Source organism: Kitasatospora sp. CB01950 (genome assembly GCF_001905465.1).
In the GTDB taxonomy this organism is placed as follows: domain Bacteria; phylum Actinomycetota; class Actinomycetes; order Streptomycetales; family Streptomycetaceae; genus Kitasatospora.
This window is the reverse complement of record NZ_LISX01000008.1, coordinates 382486-402956: the sequence shown is the minus strand read 5'-3', so window position 1 is coordinate 402956 and position 20471 is coordinate 382486. Positions and strand designations below refer to the sequence as shown.

Below are 20471 nucleotides of genomic sequence, written 5' to 3'. Positions count from 1 at the left end.
TCAATTATGAGACACGACCTAGAGCGATCCCTTGCGCTGGAGGAGGTTGTAGGCGACCCAGCCGGGGAGGACGGGGAGCCAGAAGGTCAGCAGGCGGTACAGGAACACCGCCGGGGTGGCCGCGGTGGCGGGGACGCCGGCCACGGTCAGGGCGGTGATCAGGGCGATCTCGACCGGGCCGATGCCGCCCGGGGTGGGGATCGCCGAACCGGCCGCGTTGGCGGTCAGGAAGACCACAGCGACGGCCGCGTAGGTGACGTGCCCGCCGCCGCCGAACGCCTGCACCGAGGCGTCCAGGCAGGCGGTGAAGGACAGCGTCAGCAGCAGGATGCCGCCGAAGCCGGTGACCAGCTTGCGCGGGGTCTGCATCAGGTCGAGCATTCGCGGGACCACGCCGAAGAACAGCGAGCGCACCCGGGTCACCACGAACCGGCGCAGCGGGGCGACTGCGGCCACCACCAGGGCGAGCACCGCGGCGGACAGCACCCCGATGATCACCGCCCGGGAGGCGCCCAGGTCGCCGTTGGTCTGGGTGCCGGTGATCAGGCCGAAGGCGAACAGCAGCAGCAGGTGGCCGCCGAGCCCGGCCAGCTGGGACGCGCCGACCGAGGCGACCGCCGGCACCGGCCGGATGCCGGCCTTCTGTAGGTAGCGGGTGTTCAGCGCGATGCCGCCGACCGCCGCCGGGGCGACCAGCTTCACGAACGACCCGGCGACCTGCGCGGCGACCGTCCGTCCGAACGGCAGTTTCTCCGGGACGAAGCCGGTCAGGCTCATCGCGGCCGCCACGTACGAGGCGGCCGCGGCGGCCAGCGCGGCCGCCGCCCAGGCCCAGTTCATCTGGGAGACCTTGAACTGGTCCGGCCGGATCGTGGTCAGCGCCAGGTAGGCGGCGAAGGTCAGCGCCACCACCATGATCAGCGTCTTCGGCTTGAGCCGTTCCAGCTTGGCGGGGGCCATCGGCGCCTCGGGGGCGATCTGCAGGATCTGCCCGCGCAGCTTGGACAGCAGGTCCTCGCCGGCCTGCGCGATGTCCTCCTCGGCCTGCTGCTGGGTGCGTTCGCCCGCCGCGACCTGCTTGAGGGCCAGCGCCTGCGCGGCGGCCTTCCGCTCCTTGGTCATCCGCTGCAGGTCGCCGCGGGTCTGCCGGCTCAGGCCGACCGGTTGCAGAAGCGGCAGCGCCTCGGCGATCCGGGCCGGGCCGAGCGCCTCGGTGGCGGCGGCCACCGCCCGCTCCGGGCCGGTGCGCAGCGCGAAGGTGGTGAGCAGCTGGGCGACGTCGATGCGCAGCGTCAGGTCGCCGGCCGCGATGTCGCCGCCGGACAGGTTGATCAGGCAGCCGGTGCGGTCGTCGACCACCAGCAGGGACTCGCCGGTGAGCCGGCGGTGCGCGATGCGGCGCTCGTGCAGGGTGGCCACCGACGTCCAGAAGGAGGTCATCACCGCGTCGGTGACCTCCTCGTCGGCGAGCTCGTCCAGGGTGCGGCCGGCCACGTTCTCGTACACCAGGACGGCGGCGTCCGGGCCGAGCTCGGAGGTGGCGACCAGCTGCGGGGCGCGGGCCCCGGAGGCGGCGGCCGCGTACGCGATCAGCGCCTCCTGTTCGAGCGCCTGGCGCAGCGACTGCGGGCTGCGGCGGACCGCGACCGAGCGCAGCCGCAGCCGCCGCCAGGCCCGGTAGAAGAAGCCGGAGGCCTGCTGTTCGCGGTCGATGATGTGGACGTCGAGCAGCGGCCCCTGTTGTTGGACGACCAGGTAGCGGCGGGTGCCGCCGGGGCCGTCGGGGGCGAGGTGCGCGGCGGACGGGGTGAAGCCGACCTTGCGCAGGCCGATCATCAGGTGCTGCCCGGTCGGCCGGATGTTCGGCGAGCCGATCGCGTACAGCGTGCCGTACGCCACCGACCAGCCGATCAGCACGGTGAGCAGCAGGGACAGCGGCGTCGTGTAGCCGTTCACCAGCTCGGTCGCGCCGGAGAGGATCACCACGATCCACAGCGCGACCCGCCAGCGCGGCCGGCTCGACATGCCGACTGCTGTCATGTACGCGATCACCGGGGCGAGGTAGCCGTGCACCGGGTCGGTGAGGGTCTCTTCGTGGCCCGGCGGGAACTGGGTCAGTGCGTTGCGGATCTCCTCGGGCGCACTCGCCGCGACCCACCAGTCGACGCCCAGCGAGACGCCGTACGCCAGCACCGAGGCCAGCACGCCGTCGGCGACCCGCAGGCCGTCGCGTTTGATCAGCCGCTCCACCGCGAACGCCAGCGGCACCGCCAGCACCGCGACCGAGGAGACCAGCGCGGAGACCGTGGACAGCAGGTCGGGGATGCGCTTGGCGTTGGCCGTGATGTCGTTCTCGATGCCGCTGGTGGTGGAGACCGCCACCTGCGCCAGCACGAACACCGCGACGATGCCGAGCAGCCCGGCGAGGAAGCGCAGCAGGTCCGACGGGCGGTGGGCGCGCGGGGCCAGCAGCGGCTCGTCGACCGCCAGGTACTCGCCGGCCGGCTCCTCCTCCACAGATTCCACGGGCTCCCCGGACTCCCGGGACGCCGCGGACTCCCCGGACTCCGCAGGCTCCCCGGCGGCCGCGGACGGCTCGGGCCGCTCGGCGGGCAGCCCGCCGTCCGGCCCGTCGGTGTGCTGGTCCGGCCGCTCCGGCGGACGGTCCGGTGTGCCCGGACCGTCCGATCCGCCGTCCGGCGGCAGCTGAGCGGCCACCGCGTCCTCCCCCGTGTGGTGTGCGTCCCGCGCCCGGTGGCGCAGGTCGACCGGCGGGGCGTCCTGCGCCCGCGGGGCGGAACCGGCGGTGGCGGACTCCTCGGAGCCCTTGTCCACGTTCAATTCAGCCGTCCCGGTCATCTGGTCTTGTTTCCTCGCGTGTCGCACTGCCCCGAAGATGCTGCCATGCCCGGAACCCCGGTGCGGTCCAGGGGCGGCATCCCGCGTGCCGCATCGCCCGCACGGGGTGCTGGAAATCGACCGGATGGGGAAGAATGCGTCGGATGACCGAGCCGGAAGACGTGCCCGAGATCCCGCCCTACGCGGAGGCGGTGCTCGACCTGGCCGAGCACATCCCGCCGGGCCGGGTGATGACCTACGGGGACGTCGCCGAGTACCTGGGCCGCGGCGGCCCCCGCCAGGTCGGCCGGGTGATGGCGCTGTACGGCGGCTCGGTGCCCTGGTGGCGGGTGATCCGCGCGGACGGGCGGCCGCTGCCCGGCCACGAGCACCGCGCGCTGCCCGAGTACCGCGCCGAGGGCACCCCGCTGCGCACGGTGGCCGGCGAGCCCCGGGTCGACCTGCGGGCGGCCCGCTGGGACGGCGCTGCGGAGGCCTGACCGTCTGACCGGGGAATGTGCGTCGGAGGGGTCTGTGGGTGCAGGATCGTAGGCTCGATGCGGCGGGCGCGATTTTCGGAAGAACCCCACGCCCATCGCCCGCCGTGAACCGCCGTACGACCCTGGACCGCAGTGACCTCACCGTTCCGCCTGGTGCGCAGCCCCCTCGCGCAGCCCGACCCGCCCGTGCTGGACGACTTCCAGCAGGCGGTGGTCGAGCACGCGTCGGGGCCGCTGCTGGTGCTCGCCGGGCCCGGCACCGGCAAGACCACCACGCTGGTCGAGGCGGTCGCCCGGCGGATCGCCGACGGCACCGCCCCCGAGCGTGTGCTGGTGCTCACCTTCAGCCGCAAGGCCGCGATGGAGCTGCGCGACCGGATGACCGCCCGGATCGGCACCACCGCCCCGCAGGCCACCACCTTCCACTCGTTCTGCTACGCCCTGCTGCGCGCCCACCAGCCGGCCGAGGAGTACGCCGAACCGCTGCGGCTGCTGTCCGGGCCCGAGCAGGACGTGATGGTCCGCGAGCTGCTCGCCGGCGGCGCCGAGGACGCGAAGGCCGGCACCGCCACCATCCGCTGGCCGCTCGACCTGCGGGCCTGCCTGACCACCCGCGGCTTCGCCGACGAGGTCCGCGCGGTGCTCGCCCGCAGCCGCGAGCTCGGCCTCGGCGAGCAGGAACTGCTGCGCTTCGCCGAGGGCGTCCAGCGCCCCGACTGGGCCGCCGCCGCGCACTTCCTGGCCGAGTACCTCGACGTGCTCGACCTGCGCGGCGTCCTCGACTACGCCGAACTCGTCCACCGCGCCGTGCTGCTCGCCGAGCGCGAGGACGTCGCCGCGCAGCTGCGCGGCCGCTACGACGTGGTCTTCGTCGACGAGTACCAGGACACCGACCCGGCGCAGGTGCGGCTGCTGCAGCGGCTGGCGGGCAGCGGCCGGGACTTGGTCGCGGTCGGCGACCCCGACCAGTCGATCTACGCGTTCCGCGGCGCCGACGTGAACGGCATCCTGGAGTTCCCCGACGCCTTCCGGCAGGCCGACGGCCGCCCCGCCGAGGTCAAGGTGCTGCGGGTGTCCCGCCGCTCCGGCGCCGTCCTGCTGGCCGCCTCCCGGGAACTCGCCCGCCGGATGCCGATGGGCCGCCTCCCCGCCGACAAGCTCGCCGCGCACCGCGCCCTGCTGCCCTCCCGCGAGGGCGGCGGCGTCGAGGTGTACACCTACCCGACGCCCGGCGCCGAACTCGACTCGATCGCCGACCTGCTGCGCCGCGCCCACCTGGAGGACGGCGTCCCCTGGGGGCAGATGGCCGTGCTGGTGCGGGCCGGCTCCCGGTCGATCCCGGGCGTGCGTCGCGCGCTGGCCGCCGCCGGCGTGCCGCTGGAGATCGACGGCGACGACCTGCCGCTGCGCGAGGAGAGCGCCGTCACCCCGCTGCTGCTGGCCCTGCGGGTCTGCGCCGAGGGCGAGGGCGCGCTCACCGCCGACCTCGCGCACACCCTGCTCACCGGCCCGCTCGCCGCCCTGGACGGCTCCGACCTGCGCCGCCTCGGCCGCACCCTGCGCGAGGAGGAGCGTCGGGCGCTCGCCGAGGACGGCATCACCGGCGTGGTCCGCCCCGCCGAGGAACTCGTCCGCGAGGCACTGGAGCAGCCCGAACTGCTCGCCCTGCTGGACCCCCCGTACGCCCGGCGCGCCTACGAACTCGGCGTGCTGCTGCGCAAGGTCCGCGAGATGCTGGCCGGCGGCGCGTCCGGCGAGGACGCGCTGTGGGAGCTGTGGGACGGTTCCCGGCGCTGGCGCGAACGCCTGGAACGGGCCGCGCTGCGCGGCGGCGCGGCCGGCCGCAACGCCGACCGCGACCTGGACGCGCTGTGCGCCCTGTTCGAGACCGCCGCCCGCGCCGAGGACCGGGTCACCGGCCACCGCGGCGCGCTCGACCTGCTCGCCGAGGTCGAGGCCCAGGACATCGCCGCCGACACCCTGCACGTGCGCGCCCACCGCCCCGACGCGGTCCGGCTGATGACCGCGCACCGCTCCAAGGGCCTGGAGTGGCGGCTCGTCGTGGTGGCCGGCGTCCAGGAGGGCCTGTGGCCGGACCTGCGCCGCCGCGGCTCGCTGCTGGAGGCCGACCGGATCGGCCGCGACGGCCTCGCCGAACCGCTGTCGCCCGCCGCGCTGCTCGCCGAGGAACGCCGGCTGTTCTACGTCGCCGCCACCCGCGCCAAGGAACGCCTGGTGGTCACCGCCGTCAAGGCCCCCGCCGAGGACGGCGACGAACCCTCCCGGTTCCTGCGCGAGCTCTACCGCGAGACCCTCGACCCGCGCACCGGACGGATACTGGAACGCGTCCCGCAGGTGAAGGTCGCCGACGTCACCGCCCGCCCGCGCCGCCCGCTCGCGGTGGCCGCGCTGGTCGCCGAACTGCGCGCCGTCACCGTCGACCCGGCCCGCTCCCCGGAGCTGCGCCGGGCCGCCGCCGAACGCCTCGCCACCCTCGCCGCCGCGCTCGACGAGGAGGGCCGCCCGCTCGTCCCCGCCGCCCACCCCGACCAGTGGTGGGGCCTGGTGGACGCCACCGCCGCCCCCGAGCCGCTGCGCGAGCCCGGGCTGCCGGTCCGGCTGTCCGGCAGCGGCCTGGAACAGCTGGAGTCCTGCGCGCTGCAGTGGTTCCTGGAGAAGGACGTGAAGGCCGGGCAGACCGCGTCCGCCGCCCAGGGCTTCGGCAACGTGGTGCACGCCCTCGCCGACGAGGTCGGCTCCGGCCGCACCCCCGCCGACCTGGCCGTCCTGATGGAACGCCTGGACACCGTCTGGGACGCCCTCGCCTTCGACGCGCCGTGGAAGTCCCAGCAGGAGAAGACCGAGGCCCGCGCCGCCCTGGAACGCTTCCTGCACTGGCACGTGCTGGAACGCGACCGCACCACCGTCGCCACCGAGCACGGCTTCGACCTGACCCTGGACGTCGGCGGCGTCGCCGTGCGCATCCGCGGCTCGATGGACCGGGTCGAGGCCGACTCGGCCGGCCGCGCCTACGTCGTCGACTTCAAGACCGGCAAGCAGATCCCCACCGACAAGTCGCTGCCCGAGCACCGCCAGCTCGCCGTCTACCAGCTGGCGGTGCGCGGCGGCGCGCTCGACGACCTGCCCGGCTTCGACCGGGGCGCGGCGGTCGGCGGCGCCGAACTCGTCCACCTGCGGGAGCCCGCCAAGGCCGACCCGGAAGCGCCCAAGGTGCAGCAGCAACTGCCGCCCGGCGAGCCGTGGATCGAGAACCTGCTCGCCGACACCGCCGGGCGGGTGCTCGCCGAACGGTTCACCCCCACCGCGGGCGAGCGCTGCGGCCGCTGCGCGTTCCGCGGCAGCTGCTCCGCGCAGCGGGACGGCCGGCATGTCGTCGACTGAGCCCTTGCTGCGGCACCCGGACCAGCTCCGCGAACTCCTCGGCATCCCGTTCAACCCCGAGCAGCTGGCGGCCATCGGCGCGCCCATGGCCCCCGGCGTGATCGTGGCCGGCGCGGGCTCCGGCAAGACCACCGTGATGGCCGCCCGGGTGGTCTGGCTGGTCGGCTCCGGCGCCGTCCGCCCCGAACAGGTGCTCGGCCTGACCTTCACCAACAAGGCCGCCGGGGAACTCGCCGAACGCGTCCGCGGCTCGCTGCTGCGGGCCGGCGTGCGCGAGGACGACGCCCTCGGCGACCCGCAGATCTCCACCTACCACGCCTTCGCCGGCACCCTGCTCAAGGAACACGGCCTGCGGCTGGGCATCGAACCCGACGTCCGGCTGCTCGCCGACGCCACCCGCTTCCAGCTCGCCGCCCGGGTGCTGCGCCAGGCCCGCGGCCCCTACCCGGCGCTCACCGGCACCTTCTCCGCCCTGGTCGCCGAACTGATCGCACTCGACTCCGAACTCGCCGAACACCTGGTCCAGCCCTCGCAACTGCGCTCCTGGGACGAGGAGTTGCTCGACGAGCTGGCCGGTGTCAAGCTCAGCAACGAGGACCTGCGGGCCGTCCCGAAGGCCGCCCGCGGCCGGCAGGAACTGCTGCACCTGGTCGAGGACTACCGGGCCCGCAAGCAGAAGCTCGGCCTGCTCGACTTCGGCGACCAGATCGCCGCCTCCGCCCGGCTCGCCCAACAGCGCCCCGAGGTCGGGCGGCTGCTGCGCGAGCAGTACCGGGTGGTGCTGCTCGACGAGTACCAGGACACCTCCGTCGCCCAGCGCCTCATGCTGGCCGGCCTGTTCGGCGGCCCCGACAGCGCCGGCCACCCGGTCACCGCGGTCGGCGACCCCTGCCAGGCCATCTACGGCTGGCGCGGCGCCTCGGTCGCCAACCTGGACGACTTCCCGCAGCACTTCCCGCAGGCCGACGGCAGCCCCGCACACCGCTTCGCGCTCAGCGAGAACCGCCGCAGCGGCGGCCGGCTGCTCGCCTTCGCCAACGAACTCGCCGCCCCGCTGCGGGAGATGCACGAGGGCGTCGAGGCGCTGCGGCCCGCACCCGGCGCCGAACAGGACGGGTACGTGCGCGCCGCGCTGCTGCCCACCCACGCCGAGGAGGTGGACTGGCTGGCCGACTCCATCGCCCACCTGGTGCGCACCGGCACCGCGCCCGGCCGGATCGCCGTGCTCAGCCGGGCCGGCACCGCCTTCCCCGACCTGCACGCCGCGCTGGTGGCGCGCAGCGTCCCGGTCGAGGTGGTCGGCCTCGGCGGGCTGCTCCAACTCCCCGAGGTCGCCGACCTGGTGGCGGTCTGCGAAGTCCTCCAGGACCCGACCGCGAACGCCGCCCTGGTGCGCCTGCTGATCGGCCCGCGCTGGCGGATCGGCCCCCGCGACCTCGCCCTGCTCGGCCGCCGCGCCGCCGACCTGGTCCGCACCGCCCGCCTCGGCGACCAGGACCCGCTGGCCGCCGCCGTCGCCGAGACCGACCCCACCGAGGTGGTCTCGCTCGCCGACGCGCTGGAGACCTTCGTCGACGCCGAACAGCCCGACGAGCTGCCGTTCTCCCCGGAGGCCCGGGTGCGCTTCGCCCGCTTCGCGCGGGAGATCCGCGACCTGCGCCGGGCGCTCGCCGAGCCGCTGATGGACGTCCTGCACCGGGTGCTGACCGTCACCGGACTGGAGGTCGAGCTCTCCGCCTCCCCGCTGGCGCTGGCCGCCCGCCGCCGGGAGACCCTGCACTCCTTCCTCGACATCGCCGCGTCCTTCGCCGACCTGGACGGCGACCCCGGCCTGGCCGCCTTCCTGGCGTTCCTGCGCGCCGCCCAGGAGCACGAACGCGGCCTGGACGCCGGCCTGCCCGGCGGCGAGGACACCGTCAAGGTGCTCACCGCGCACAAGTCCAAGGGCCTGGAGTGGGACGTGGTCGCCGTCCCCGGCCTGGTCAAGGGCGGCTTCCCGTCCGGGCAGGGCCGCGAACGCTGGACCTCCACCCGCAAGGTGCTGCCGCACGCGCTGCGCGGCGACGCCGCCACGCTGCCCGCCGACCCCGGGTGGAACGCCAAGGGCATGGGCCTGTTCAAGAAGGAGATGGCCCACCACGCCGAGGTGGAGGAACTGCGGCTCGGCTACGTCGCGTTCACCCGCCCGCGGTCGCTGCTGCTGGCCTCCGGCCACTGGTGGGGTCCTTCGCAGAAGCGCCGGCGCGGGCCGTCCGAGTTCCTGCTGAAGCTGCGCGCGCACGCCGAACGGCCCGGCAACGGCGAGATCGAGCACTGGGCCGAGGCGCCCGCGGACGACGCGCAGAACCCGGCGTTCGACGTGTCCGTGGAGACGCCCTGGCCGCTGCCGCTCGACCCGTCCGCGCAGCACGCCCGCCGCCGGGTCGCGGACGTGGTCCGGCGCCGGCTGGCCGGGGCGCCCGCCGCCGAGCCGGAGCAGATGGGCATCGAGGACCAGCGGCTGGCGGCCTCCTGGGACCGCGACCTGACCGCGCTGCTCGGCGAGTTGGAACGCTCCCGGCGCACCGTCCGCGAGGTCGAACTGCCCGCCTCGCTGTCCGCCACCGAACTGATGCGGCTGGCCGCCGACCCCGACGGCTTCGCCCGCGAACTCGCCCGCCCGATGCCCCGCCCGCCCGCGCCCGCCGCCCGCCGCGGCACCCGCTTCCACGCCTGGGTGCAGGCCCGCTACGACCAGCCGATGCTGCTCGGCCCCGACGCGCTGCCCGGCCTGGACGTCGACGTCGAGGAGATCGAGGACGAACGCGACCTGGAGCGCCTCAAGGAGGCCTTCCTGCGCGGCCCCTACGCAGGCCGCACCCCCTACCGGGTCGAGACGCCGTTCCAACTGGTGCTGGCGGGACGGGTGGTGCGCGGCCGGATCGACGCGGTCTACCGGGACGCGGCCGGTGGCGCAGGGTCACCGCGCTACGAGGTGGTCGACTGGAAGACCGGCCGGGAGGACAGCGGCGACCCCCTCCAGCTCGCCGTCTACCGCCTCGCCTGGGCCGAGCAGGCGGGCGTCCCGGTGGAGCAGGTCACCGCCTCGTTCTGCTACGTGCGCAGCGGCCGGATCGAAACACCGTCAGGACTTCCCGGCCGAAAAGAGTTGAGCGATCTTCTGATCGGGAATAGGTAGAAAAGAGTCACTCAGAGCATCCAACTCGTCACGAGATCAAGCGAAACCTGTGCGCCCTGCACGTTTCGTGCCTATTGTGGGGTCGGTAACCGGTCATCCTCCCGTACTCCGGCCGCCGTCAGGGCCCCCACCCCCTGACCTCCCGTCAGACCCGCAGGTGCCGAGCACCCGCACCTTCCGCTGGAGAGACCGACGTTGAGCGCGACCGGATGGATCAGGGACGTCCTCCACGGCCCCACCCCAGGGCCGGTACCCGACACCGTCACCGGCACATGGCCCAAGACCTCGCACGCCCTGCCGCTGATCGGCATGGCGCTGGTGGTCTCCCTCGACCTGCTGACCAACAGCCAGGTCACCGTCGAACCCGCACTGACCGCCGTCCCCGCCCTCGCCGCCGTGGTCTCCCGGCGGACGTGGTACCCGCTGCTGACCGGCGCGCTCGCCGAGCTGTGCGCCTTCGGCATGGCCTGGTACAACGGCGTGCTCGGCGAGTCCGTGCACACCGCCACCGTCGCCGCGATCGTGCTGATCGCCGGCATCGGCCACCTCAGCGCCACCCTCCGACTGCGCCAGGAACTCGCCCTCGCGGAAGCCCAGTTGGTCGCCGAGATCGCCCGCCGGGTGCTGCTGCGCCCGGTGCCCGAACGGGTCGGGCCGGTGCGTGCCGCGGTCCGCTACGCCGCCGCCGCCGCGCACGCCTCGATCGGCGGCGACCTGTACGAGGTGGTCAACACCCGGCACGGTGTGCGCGCCGTGATGGGCGACGTCCGCGGCAAGGGGCTGGCCGCCGTGGAGACCGCCGCCGCCGTGCTCGGCGCGTTCCGCGAGGCCGCCCACCAGGAACCCGACCTCGACCGGGTGGCCGGCTGGCTCGCCGTCAGCCTGGACCGCGCCCTGCACGAGAACGACCACCCGGGCGTGGAGGAGGAATTCGTCACGCTGGTGCTGATCGGCGTCCGCGCCGACGGCGTCCTGGAGATCGCCAACTGCGGCCACCCCGCGCCCGTCCTGCTCCGCGGCGAGGACGCGCCCCGGCTGCTGGCCGCCGACGAGACCGTCCCGCCGCTCGGGGTGCTCGACCCGGGCGACGTCTGCCCGCCGCTGCAGCGGCTCGCCACCGAACCCGGCGACCGCATCCTGCTGTACACCGACGGCGTCATCGAGGCCCGCGACCACCGGGGCGCGTTCTACCCGCTCACCGACCGGCTGCCGCTGCTCGCCGACAGCGGCCCCGTCGAGGTCCTGCGCCGCCTGCACGACGACGTGGTCCGGCACGTCGGGCACAAGCTCGGCGACGACGCGGCGATGCTGATGCTCCAGTTCGACCCGGTGGTGCTCCCCGCCCAGCAGCAGGGCGAGGCCCCGATCGGGCAGGCGCTCCGGACGCCTCCGGGCGCCGGGCAGGCGCTCTAGACGTCGATCTCCACCACCAGCGGGCGGTGGTCGGACACCCCGGTGCGCGGCGCCGACACCGAGCCGACCGTGGAGCGCGGCACGCCGATGCCCAGGATGTGGTCGAACTGCACGGTCGGCCGGTGCGAGGGGTAGGTGGGGGTGCGGGCCAGGTCGTACCAGCCCTGCAGGCGGGTGCGGCGGGCGGTGCGCACCCGGTCGCGGGCCGCGGTGCGCTGGATCGCGTGCGCCGAACCGAGCACGGTGCGCGGCACCGCGCCGATCAGGTTGAAGTCGCCGAGCACCAGGTAGGGCTGCGGCAGATCGGCGATCCAGCGGCGGATCGCGGCCAGCTGCGCGACGTTCCACCCCGGCACGAACGACAGGTGCGCGGCGACCACGGTGAACTCCCCGGCCGGCCCGGCCAGCACCGCCGCCAGCGCGGCCCGCGGCTCGTCCGGCACGGCCGTCAGCCCGCGCCGCCCGGCCACCCGCAGCGGCAGCCCGAACGGGGCGGGCGCGAACCGGCGGGCCCGCCAGTGCAGCACCGGCAGCCGGGTCAGCAGCGCCGTGCCGTACGCCGGACGCAGGGCGCCGCCGTCCGCGTCGGCCGGACCGTACACCTGCAGGCCCGGGACGGCCGGGTCGGTCACCCAGCCCGCCGACGGCGCGGGCGTGCCGTGCAGCGCGGCGGCGAAGCGCCAGTCGGCGGCGCCCATCGCCTTGGCGGCGACCGCCGCCTGGTCGGTGCGGCCGGAGCGCTGCTGGCCGCGGTCGACCTCCTGGAGGGCGAGCACGTCGGCGTCCAGCGCGGCGACGGCCTCGGCCAGCGGGGCGCCCGGCTCGACCGGGTAGGGCGCGGGGCTGCCGTCGGCCGTGAGCGGCTGGCCGTGCAGCAGGTTGTACGTGGCGATCCGCAGAGTGGTCACGGTGCCGACCGTACCGGGTGGGGGTGAACGGGCCGGGGCGGCGGCGCGGCTTGAGCGGGTGGGCCATACCGGGTATACATACTCGGTATGTCGATCCGTCACGGCCTGCTCGCCCTGCTCGACCAGGGCCCGCGCTACGGCTACCAGCTGCGATCCGAGTTCGAGGCCCGCACCGGGGCGACCTGGCCGCTGAACGTCGGTCAGGTCTACACCACCTTGGGCCGACTGGAGCGCGACGGCCTGGTCGAGTCCGCGGGCGAGGACGACGAGGGCCACCAGTTCTACGCCGTCACCGAGGAGGGACGCGCGGAACTGCGCCGCTGGTTCGACAGTCCGGTGCCGCGCACCAACCCGCCGCGCGACGAACTGGCGATCAAGCTGGCGATGGCGGTGACCGTCCCGGGAGTGGACGTCACCGGCGTCGTCCAGGGCCAGCGCCGACACAGCATGAAGGCGCTGCAGGACTACACCCGGCTCAAGGGCCGGGCGCTGGCCGCCGACACCGGCTCCGGCGGAGACCTGGCCTGGCTGCTGGTCCTGGAGCAGCTGATCTTCCAGACCGAGGCGGAGATCCGCTGGCTGGACCACTGCGAATCCCGACTCGGCCAGCACGCCGAGCGACAGGCCGCTGCCACGGCCGAACCCGGTGCCGCGCCGCCCGCGCGCCGCGCCGTCAAGAGCCGCGCACGCGGCCGCCTCTGAAACTCCTGGGGGAGCGATGACCGAACAACTCAAGCCGGCCCAGCCCGTGCTGCACCTGGACCGGGTGAGCCGGGTGCACGGCCACGGCGCGTCCGAGGTGCACGCGCTGCGCGCCGTCGACCTGTGCGTCTACCCCGGCGAACTGGTCGCCGTGATGGGGCCCTCCGGCTCCGGCAAGTCCACCCTGCTGACCCTGGCCGGAGGCCTGGACAGCCCGAGCGACGGCCGGGTGATCGTCGAAGGCACCGTCCTCGGTGACCTGGACCGCAAGCAGCAGGCCGCCGTCCGGCGCCGCTCGGTGGGCTACGTCTTCCAGGACTACAACCTGATACCGGGGCTCACCGCCGCCGAGAACATCGGGCTGCCCCGCGAACTCGACGGCGTGTCCGCCCGCGCCGCCCGCAAGGAGGCGCTCGTCGCGCTCGAGGAACTCGGCATCCCCGAACTCGCCGACCGCTTCCCCGACGAGATGTCCGGCGGCCAGCAGCAGCGCGTCGCCATCGCCCGCGCACTGATCGGCGACCGCCGCCTGGTGCTCGCCGACGAACCCACCGGCGCCCTCGACTCCACCACCGGCGAATCCGTGCTCGCCGTCCTGCGCGCCCGCTGCGACGCCGGCGCCGCCGCCATGATGGTCACCCACGAAGCCCGGCACGCCGCCTGGGCGGACCGGGTGGTGTTCCTGCGCGACGGCCGGCTGGTCGACGAGACCGCCCGGCAGGACGCCGGCACCCTGCTGGTCACCGCCGCCGCCAACGCACTGAAGGGCAAGGACCAGTGAGGCTGACCGCCTGGCGGGCAACGCTGCGGATCGCCCGCCGCGACGCCATGCGCGCCAAGGGCCGCAGCGCCCTCGTGGTGGCGATGATCGCCCTGCCGATCCTCGGCGTCGCCGGCGTCGACGTGGTCGCCCGCAGCGCCCAGCTGGAACCGGGCGAGAAGGTCGCCCGGGCGATGGGCACCGCCGACGCCCGGATCGAGATGTCCATGCGCGGCGACACCCTGCTCCAGGCGCCCGACCCCGACACCGACACCCGGATCGGCAACTACGAGCGGGACAGGCCGAAGACCGCCGAGGAGAAGCGCAGCTCCGACACCGAGCCCGGCGACCTGATCACGCAGCTGTTGCCGGCCGGTGCCAAGCTGGTGCGGATGCCCGACGGGCCACGCACCACGACCACCACCAAAGAGGGCCGGATGACGGTGGAGACCGTCGAGGCCGACCTCTCCGACCCGGTGTGGCACGGCATGGTGAACGTGGTCCGCGGCACCGTCCCGACCGGGCCGAGCGAGATCGCCGCCACCCAGGAGTTCCTGAACCAGTCCGGGCTGCGGCTCGGCGACGTCACCGCCGTCCGCGGCCTGGAGGCCAAGCCCTTCACCATCACCGCCGTCGCCGAGTACCCGAGCCAGCTCAAGCGCACCGGGCTGATCGCCCGCCCCGGCAGCCTCATCGCCCCGCTGCTGGCGGCCAAGCCGGACCAGGCCGCCAGCCTGTTCCAGCGCGACCTCTGGCTGGTCCAGCTGCCCGCCGGAGCCGTGCTGGACTGGCCGAAGGTGCTCGAGCTCAACAAGTTCGGCTTCGCGGTCAGCTCCAAGGCCGTTCTGCTGCACCCGCCCGCCCGCTCCGAGGTGCCGCTGTACCAGCAGCCCGGCCAGAGCAACGGACCCGACAAGGTGGCCGTCGCGATCCTCGCCACCGTGGTCGGCATGGCCCTGCTGGAGATCGTGCTGCTCGCCGGACCGGCCTTCGCGGTCGGCGCCCGCCGCTCGCGCCGCCAGCTCGGACTGCTCGCCGCCGGCGGCGGCGACCGCGGACACGTGCGCGCGGTGGTGCTCGGCGGCGGAGTGGTGCTGGGCGTGACCGGTGCGGTGGTCGGCCTGGTGATCGCGATCCTGCTGGTCGCGGTGTTCCGCGACAACGCCGAACAGTTCGCCGGCCGCCGCTTCGGCCACTTCGACCTGCAGCCGCTCGACCTGCTGGCGATTGCCGCGGTCGGCCTGGTCACCGGCCTGCTCGCGGCCGTGGTGCCCGCCGTCCAGGCCGCCCGGCAGGACGTGGTGGCGGCGCTCACCGGACGCGGCGGCAGCAAGCCCGCCAGCCGGATCGTCGCCGTGATCGGTCTGATCATGGTCGCCGGCGGTGCCGTCCTGGCGTTGGCCTGCGCGGCCACCGGCGTCGCCGCGATCCCCGGCCTGCTCGGCGGCTCGGTGATCGCCGAGATCGGCGTGCTGCTGTGCACCCCGATGCTGATCGGCCTGTTCGGCCGGCTCGGCCGCCACCTGCCGCTCAGCCCGCGTCTGGCGCTGCGCGACTCGGTGCGCCACCGCAGCCGCACCGCCCCGGCGGTGGCCGCCGTGATGGCCGCCGTGGCCGGCGCGGTCGCCGTGGGCATCTACACCACCAGCGGCAACGAGCAGCAGCGCCGCGACTACATGCCGCAGGCGCCCGCCAACGCCGTCGCGCTGAACGCCGGCTGGGGCCCGACCGCCGACCAGAACCGGCTGCCGGTGATGCGCGACGCGGTCGAGGGCGCGATGCCCGGCCTCGGCCAGCGCGCCGACATCCGGGACCTGACGCCGGCCGCCAAGTGCGCCTCCGGCGCACCCTGCGGCTGGATCCAGGCCGTGCTGCCGGAGGCCAAGCGCTGCCCGGCCGACGGGGCCCGTACCCCCGAGGAGTACGAGCGCCTGCACGCCGACCCGCGGTGCGCGGTGAACCAGGAGCGGCGGGCGTTCCAGAGCAGCAGGTTCGGTGACACCCCGGTCGGTGACGTGACCCTGCTGCACACCCTGTTCGGGGTGCACGACCAGGCCGCCGAGCAGGCCCTCGCCGCCGGCAAGGTGCTGGTGTTCCGGTCCGGGTACGTGGAGAACGGCAAGATCGACCTGCAGGTCACCGACGCCTTCGACTCGAAGAAGGCGAACGCCGACCCCTCGTACGAGCCGGCGGTGCGCCACCTGCTGGTGGACGCGGTCGAGGTGCAGTCCCCGACGCCGTACGGCACCGCCATGATGACCCCCCAGGCCGCCGAGAAGGCCGGCCTGGGCACCCGGGAGGCCGGCTCGCTCTGGCTGCCCGCCGCGGAGCCGTCCGGCAAGGCGTACCAGAAGGCCAACGCGTCGCTCGCCAAGCTGGACGACAACGCGACGCTCACGGTCGAGCGCGGCTTCCAGCCGACCACCGACCTGATCACCGTCGGCCTGACGGTGTTCGCCGGACTGGTGGCGCTCGGCGCGGCCGGCATCGCCACCGGCCTGGCCTCCGCGGACTCCCAGCAGGACCTCGCCACGCTGGCCGCGGTCGGTGCGAGCGGCGGCATCCGGCGCCGGCTGTCCGGCTTCCAGTGCGGTGTGATCGCCGCGATGGGCGCGGTGCTCGGCCTGTTCTGCGGCGCCATCCCGGCCATCGCCCTGCGCCTGTTCCAGGCACAGGACCAGTCGAGGCACATGCCTCCGGGGCAGGAGGCCCCCGATGCGGTGATCGCGATCCCGTGGGCCGAACTGGCCGCCGTGGTGGTCGGCCTGCCGGTGGTGGCGGTGCTGCTCGCTGCGCTGCTCACCCGCTCCAAGATCGCCCTGAGCCGCCGGGCCGCCTGAGGCCCGGCGGGGGGAGCGTGACCGTGCTCACGGCTGGGGGAGGCCGTGGGCACGGACCCACCCGGGCGAACTAAAGTCGTCCGTATGACGAAAACCCCGGACAGCGCCGTCCGTTCCTTCATCGACCAGCACGAGGACGCCTTCCTGGCCGACCTCGCCGACTGGCTGCGCATCCCCTCCGTCTCCGCCGAGCCCGACCGGGCCGGCGAGGTCCGCCGCTCCGCCGAGTGGCTGGTCGAGAAGCTGCGCGCGACCGGCTTCCCGGTCGCCGAGGTGTGGGAGACGGACGGGCTGCCCGCGGTGTTCGCCGAGTGGCCGTCCGGCGACGAGGGCGCGCCGACCGTGCTGGTCTACGGCCACCACGACGTGCAGCCCGCCGCCAAGGCGGACGGCTGGGACACCGAGCCGTTCGAGCCCACCGTGGTCGGCCGCCGGCTGTACGCGCGCGGCGCCGCCGACGACAAGGGCCAGGTCTTCTTCCACACCCTCGGGGTGCGGGCCCACCTCGCCGCCACCGGCCGCACCGCGCCGGCCGTCAACCTCAAGCTGCTGATCGAGGGCGAGGAGGAGTCCGGCTCGCCGAACTTCGGCGCCCTGGTGCGCCGCGAGGCCGCCCGGCTCGCCTCCGACGTGGTGATCATCTCCGACACCGGCATGTGGTCCGAGACCACCCCCACCGTGTGCACCGGCATGCGCGGCCTGGCGGACTGCCAGATCGACCTGTACGGCCCGGACAGCGACATCCACTCCGGCTCGTTCGGCGGCGCCGTCCCCAACCCGGCCGACGTGGCCGCCGCGCTCGCCGCGGGCCTGCACGACGCGGACCGCAAGGTCGCGGTGCCCGGCTTCTACGAGGGCATCGTCGAGCTCACCGAGCAGGAGCGGGCGCTCTTCGCCGAGCTGCCCTTCGACGAGGCGCAGTGGCTGAAGGTCGCCAAGTCGTACGGCACCCAGGGCGAGGCCGGCTACACCACCCTGGAGCGGGTCTGGGCCCGCCCGACGGCCGAGGTCAACGGCATCTGGGGCGGCTACACCGGCCCCGGCGGCAAGACCATCGTCCCGGCCGAGGCGCACCTCAAGCTGTCCTTCCGGCTGGTCGCCGGCCAGGAGGTCGAGAAGGTCCGGGAGGCCGTCGGCGCCTGGGTCGCCGCGCACGTCCCGGCGGGCATCCGGTACGACATCGTCTTCCCGGGCGCGACCCGCCCGTGCCTGACGCCGCTGGACCACCCCGCGCTGCAGTCCACCGTCCGGGCGATGGGACGGGCCTTCGAACAGAAGATCCTGTTCACCCGTGAGGGCGGTTCCGGCCCGGCCGCCGACCTCCAGGACGTGCTGGGCGCGCCGGTGCTGTTCCTCGGCATCTCGGTGCCCTCGGACGGCTGGCACTCGATCAACGAGAAGGTGGAGCTCGACCTGCTCCGCAAGGGCGTCGAGACCTCCGCGTACCTGTGGGGCGACCTCGCGGAGAACTTCCGCCCGTGAGCGCGCGCTCCGGAGCGATCTCGCACCTGCCGCACCTGCCTTACCGAAGCGAACGGGGATGGACGAGTTGAGCAGCGCCCCTGACAGCAAGCACCTTGCGCTGGCCCGCGCCGGGGTGGACCGGGCGGCGCACCGCCGGCTGGACGAGCCGTGGCTGGCCGCGGCCTGGAGCCACCCCACCACCAAGGTGCTGCCGATCGCCGGCGGCGAGGTGTTCGTGGTGGACACCGACGGCGGCAGCGAACTGGTGCTGCTGCCGTCCTTCGAGGCCCCGCAGAGCGGCGACCGCTACTTCCTGGGGACCGGCGAGGACGGCGTGCACTACTTCGCGCTGGACTGCGAGTCGCTGCCCGGCCGGCTGGACGGCGACGCCCGTCCGGCCGGGCTGCGCGAGGTCGGCGGCACGCTCGCCGACCGGGACGCCGGACTGCTGGTGCACGCCGTCGCCCTGGAGCACTGGCACCGGCTGCACACCTTCTGCTCCCGGTGCGGCCACCGCACCGAGAAGGCCGGCGCGGGCCACCTGCGCCGCTGCACCTCCTGCGCGGCCGAGCACTACCCGCGGACCGACCCGGCGGTGATCATGCTGATCACCGACAGCGAGGACCGCTGCCTGCTGGGCCGGCAGGCGCTCTGGCCGGAGGGCCGCTGGTCGACGCTGGCCGGGTTCGTCGAGCCCGGCGAGTCGATCGAGCAGGCGGTCGGCCGCGAGGTGCTGGAGGAGGCGGGCGTCCGGGTCGCCGAGGTCGAGTACGTGGCCAGCCAGCCCTGGCCGTTCCCGTCCAGCCTGATGCTGGGCTTCCTCGGCCGGGCGCACCCCGACGGCACCGGGATCACCGTGGACGGCGAGGAGCTGTCCGAGGCCCGCTGGTTCGCCCGCGAGGAGCTGCGGGCGGGCATGGAGGCCGGGGAGATCCTGCCGCCGTCCGGCATCTCGATCGCCCGGCACCTGATCGAGCTCTGGTACGGCGAACCGCTGCCGACGGCCGCCCGCTGGTGATCGTCGGCAGCTGCGGGGGCGTGCGGATTGCTCCGCGCGCCCCCGCAGTGCTTCCGTCGCGCCGGGTCGATCGGTGCGACCCGCGCCGTCCGACCGGAATGTGTTCGAATCCCGTCGGGCGGATTCGCGGGGTACCCGAACAGCGCCGCGCACACGGTTGCCGGTTCGGCTGAAATGCCACGAAGGGCCTCACTACATTCGCTCGCGTGACGATGCCCCGCGCCGCCGCGCCCACGCCCACGCCCAAGTACCAGCTCCTCGCCGCCGACCTGCGCCGCCGCATCGACTCCGGCGAATGGGAGGACGGCGGCCGGCTCCCCGTGGAGAGCGAACTGGAGGGACAGTACGGGGTCGCCCGCAACACCGTCCGCCTCGCCGTCGACGTCCTGGTCAACGAGGGCCGGGTGGTCCGCGTCCAGGGCAAGGGCACCTACCTGCGCCGGCAGGCCCGGTACGACCACCGCGTCCACCCCCGCTCGCACCGCCGCGGCGCCCTGCCCGTCGCCGGCGAGACCTACGCCGCCGAAGCCCGCAGGGCCGGGCTGGACCTCAGCTTCGAGTACGAGGTGTGGGCCGTGCGGGCCCGCCGCGACGTCGCCGACTGGCTCGGACTCCAGCCCGAGGACGCCGTCATGATGCGCCGCCAGCGCTGCCTGGTCGCCCGGGAGCCCTACGCCATCGAGGACAGCCACTACTGGCCCGGACTGGCCGACGGCACCCCGCTGATGGAGGACCTCCCCGCCCCCGGCGGCGACGAACGGACGCTGGCCGACCTCGGCCGCACCGAGACCACCGCCACCGACCACCTCACCGCCCGGATGCCCGACCCCGCCGAGGCCGCCTGGTTCGGCCTCGGGCCCGGCGTGCCGCTGCTCGTCAACACCCGCGTCACCCGCGACCGGCGCGGCCCGATCCGGGTGGTGGAGACCCGCTACGCCGCCGACCGGGCCCGGCTGCTCTACGAACTCGGCGACCCGCCCCCGACCGACTGAGCCGGGCGGGGGCGGGCCGCCGGTGCGGGGCCCGCCGGTCAGACCAGCGCGGCCTGGACCTGGCGCAGGCTCGGGTTGGTCATCACGCTCTGCTCGCCGGAGGCGCCGACCACCACGACCGTCGGCACCGTCTGGTTGCCGTCGTTCACCGACTCCACGTAGGACGCCGAGGCCGGGTCCTGCTCGATGTTGATCTCGGTGAAGGCGATGCCCTCCCGGTCCAGCTGGCTCTTGAGGCGGTTGCAGTAGCCGCACCAGGTCGTGCTGTACATCGTGACGGTGCCGGACATGGTGAGGGACTCCTTCGATCGACGGACGGGGGCCGTGCAGCCCACGGAACAAACGTCCGGCGGGCCGCCCCCATTCCGGAACGGACAACAGTGGGACGATCCGATCATCCGGGCAGGCCTGTGGACAACACCGACCGGACTGTCCGGCGCGCCTGCGAGGATGGAA

The 20471-nt window shown here is 74.5% G+C and carries 13 protein-coding genes; 10 read left to right on the top strand and 3 right to left on the bottom strand.

Annotated features, from left to right (window positions below):
* Nucleotides 1–18: 18 nt before the first annotated feature.
* Nucleotides 19–2859: a lysylphosphatidylglycerol synthase domain-containing protein gene (locus tag AMK19_RS22225; RefSeq protein WP_241844510.1), complete on the bottom strand. Its 2841-nt coding sequence runs from the start codon at nt 2857–2859 to the stop codon at nt 19–21.
* A gap of 143 nt (nt 2860–3002) precedes the next feature.
* Here AMK19_RS22225 and AMK19_RS22220 point away from each other — a divergent pair, with 143 nt between their 5' ends.
* From AMK19_RS22220 to AMK19_RS22205, 4 genes are all read left to right on the top strand, one after another.
* Nucleotides 3003–3338 carry an MGMT family protein gene (locus tag AMK19_RS22220; protein ID WP_073814459.1) on the top strand — a complete coding sequence of 112 codons (336 nt, stop codon included), beginning with the start codon at nt 3003–3005 and terminating at the stop codon, nt 3336–3338.
* A 132-nt stretch (nt 3339–3470) separates the two neighbouring features.
* Nucleotides 3471–6740: an ATP-dependent helicase gene (locus AMK19_RS22215; protein ID WP_073814456.1), complete on the top strand. Its 3270-nt coding sequence runs from the start codon at nt 3471–3473 to the stop codon at nt 6738–6740.
* Nucleotides 6727–9918: an ATP-dependent DNA helicase gene (locus tag AMK19_RS22210; protein ID WP_073814454.1), complete on the top strand. Its 3192-nt coding sequence runs from the start codon at nt 6727–6729 to the stop codon at nt 9916–9918. The genes AMK19_RS22215 and AMK19_RS22210 overlap by 14 nt, the downstream gene beginning before the upstream one ends.
* 195 nt (nt 9919–10113) lie before the next feature.
* Complete coding sequence (locus AMK19_RS22205; protein WP_083647185.1) at nt 10114–11331, top strand: PP2C family protein-serine/threonine phosphatase; 1218 nt, start codon at nt 10114–10116, stop codon at nt 11329–11331.
* Here AMK19_RS22205 and AMK19_RS22200 read toward each other — a convergent pair.
* Nucleotides 11328–12239, bottom strand: a complete 912-nt coding sequence (locus AMK19_RS22200) for an endonuclease/exonuclease/phosphatase family protein (protein ID WP_198953408.1) — start codon at nt 12237–12239, stop codon at nt 11328–11330. The two genes, AMK19_RS22205 and AMK19_RS22200, sit on opposite strands and share 4 nt — an antisense overlap.
* A gap of 87 nt (nt 12240–12326) precedes the next feature.
* Here AMK19_RS22200 and AMK19_RS22195 point away from each other — a divergent pair, with 87 nt between their 5' ends.
* The 6 genes from AMK19_RS22195 to AMK19_RS22170 all read left to right on the top strand — a co-directional run bounded on the left by AMK19_RS22195 (nt 12327) and on the right by AMK19_RS22170 (nt 20015).
* A complete protein-coding gene (locus AMK19_RS22195; RefSeq protein WP_073814451.1) occupies nt 12327–12941 on the top strand; it encodes a PadR family transcriptional regulator in 615 nt (204 codons plus the stop codon).
* 16 nt (nt 12942–12957) lie between these two features.
* Nucleotides 12958–13722 carry an ABC transporter ATP-binding protein gene (locus AMK19_RS22190; RefSeq protein ID WP_073814449.1) on the top strand — a complete coding sequence of 255 codons (765 nt, stop codon included), beginning with the start codon at nt 12958–12960 and terminating at the stop codon, nt 13720–13722.
* The gene (locus AMK19_RS22185; RefSeq protein WP_083647183.1) at nt 13719–16541 is read left to right on the top strand and encodes an FtsX-like permease family protein; all 2823 of its coding nucleotides are present in this window, start codon (nt 13719–13721) and stop codon (nt 16539–16541) included. The genes AMK19_RS22190 and AMK19_RS22185 overlap by 4 nt, the downstream gene beginning before the upstream one ends.
* 84 nt (nt 16542–16625) lie before the next feature.
* A complete protein-coding gene (locus tag AMK19_RS22180; RefSeq protein WP_073814446.1) occupies nt 16626–18023 on the top strand; it encodes a dipeptidase in 1398 nt (465 codons plus the stop codon).
* Between the two features lie 58 nt (nt 18024–18081).
* A complete protein-coding gene (nudC, locus tag AMK19_RS22175) occupies nt 18082–19023 on the top strand; it encodes an NAD(+) diphosphatase (RefSeq protein WP_073814444.1) in 942 nt (313 codons plus the stop codon).
* A 212-nt stretch (nt 19024–19235) separates the two neighbouring features.
* Nucleotides 19236–20015 carry a GntR family transcriptional regulator gene (locus tag AMK19_RS22170; RefSeq protein WP_073814442.1) on the top strand — a complete coding sequence of 260 codons (780 nt, stop codon included), beginning with the start codon at nt 19236–19238 and terminating at the stop codon, nt 20013–20015.
* A gap of 38 nt (nt 20016–20053) precedes the next feature.
* Here AMK19_RS22170 and AMK19_RS22165 read toward each other — a convergent pair whose 3' ends face one another.
* Complete coding sequence (locus AMK19_RS22165; RefSeq protein ID WP_073814440.1) at nt 20054–20305, bottom strand: mycoredoxin; 252 nt, start codon at nt 20303–20305, stop codon at nt 20054–20056.
* Between the last annotated feature and the right edge of the window lie 166 nt (nt 20306–20471).